Consider the following 1,630-nt stretch of genomic DNA (forward strand, 5'->3'; position numbering starts at 1 on the left):
GAGAATCCTATTGACCGAATATCTAAGGTTTCCTGGGGAAGGCTTGTCCTCCCAGGGTTAGTCGGGACCTAAGCCGAGGCCGAAAGGCGTAGGTGATGGACAATTGGTTGATATTCCAATACCACCAATATGCGTTTGACAGATGGGATGACGCAGGAGGATAAGATGTGCGCACTATTGGATGTGCGTCTAAGCACTTAGGCTGTAGAGACAGGAAAATCCGTTTCTACTTAAGGCTGAGGTGTGATGGGGAGCGAAATTAAGTAGCGAAGTATCTGATTCCACGCTGCCAAGAAAAGTCTCTATGGAGTATATTGGTGCCCGTACCGCAAACCGACACAGGTAGATGAGGAGAGAATCCTAAGGTCGACGGAAGAATTACTGCTAAGGAACTCGGCAAATTGACCCCGTAACTTCGGGAGAAGGGGTGCCTCTGAGAGGAGGCCGCAGTGACTAGGCTCAAGCAACTGTTTATCAAAAACACAGGTCTCTGCTAAACCGTAAGGTGATGTATAGGGGCTGACGCCTGCCCGGTGCTGGAAGGTTAAGGGGAATAGTTAGCGCAAGCGAAGCTATGAACTTAAGCCCCAGTAAACGGCGGCCGTAACTATAACGGTCCTAAGGTAGCGAAATTCCTTGTCGGGTAAGTTCCGACCCGCACGAATGGCGTAATGATTTGAGCACTGTCTCGGCAGTAAATCCGGTGAAATTGTAGTGCAAGTGAAGATGCTTGCTACCCGCGGTTGGACGGAAAGACCCCGTAGAGCTTTACTGTAGCTTAGCATTGAATTTCGGTATTGTCTGTACAGGATAGGTGGGAGACTACGAAGCTTGGGCGTCAGCCTAGGTGGAGTCATCCTTGGGATACCACCCTGACAGTATTGGGATTCTAACTGGCGGCCATGAATCTGGTCACAGGACATTGTTAGGTGGGCAGTTTGACTGGGGCGGTCGCCTCCAAAAAGGTAACGGAGGCGCTCAAAGGTTCCCTCAGCGCGGTCGGAAATCGCGCGAAGAGTGCAAAGGCAGAAGGGAGCCTGACTGCGACACCTACAAGTGGAGCAGGGACGAAAGTCGGACTTAGTGATCCGGTGGTTCTGTGTGGAAGGGCCATCGCTCAACGGATAAAAGCTACCTCGGGGATAACAGGCTGATCTCCCCCAAGAGTTCACATCGACGGGGAGGTTTGGCACCTCGATGTCGGCTCGTCGCATCCTGGGGCTGTAGTCGGTCCCAAGGGTTGGGCTGTTCGCCCATTAAAGCGGCACGCGAGCTGGGTTCAGAACGTCGTGAGACAGTTCGGTCCCTATCCGCCGTGGGCGTAGGAAATTTGAGAGGAGCTGTCCTTAGTACGAGAGGACCGGGATGGACTTACCTCTGGTGCACCAGTTGTCACGCCAGTGGCACAGCTGGGTAGCTATGTAGGGACGGGATAAACGCTGAAAGCATCTAAGCGTGAAGCCCACCTCAAGATTAGATTTCCCATAACGTTAAGTTAGTAAGACCCCTGGAAGACTACCAGGTTGATAGGTCAGAGGTGTAAGTACAGTAATGTATTAAGCTGACTGATACTAATAGGTCGAGGGCTTGATCAATTTAATTAATTCACTATGCAATTTTGAATGCAACA

General features: G+C 51.2%; 1 rRNA gene. It reads left to right on the forward strand.

The features are described 5' to 3' along the window. A 23S ribosomal RNA gene (locus BUB83_RS00005) occupies positions 1-1,595 on the forward strand; the annotation flags it as partial. Between the last annotated feature and the right edge of the window lie 35 nt (positions 1,596-1,630).

It is taken from the genome of Clostridium grantii DSM 8605 (assembly GCF_900129965.1).
Classification (GTDB): domain Bacteria; phylum Bacillota; class Clostridia; order Clostridiales; family Clostridiaceae; genus Clostridium_AF; species Clostridium_AF grantii.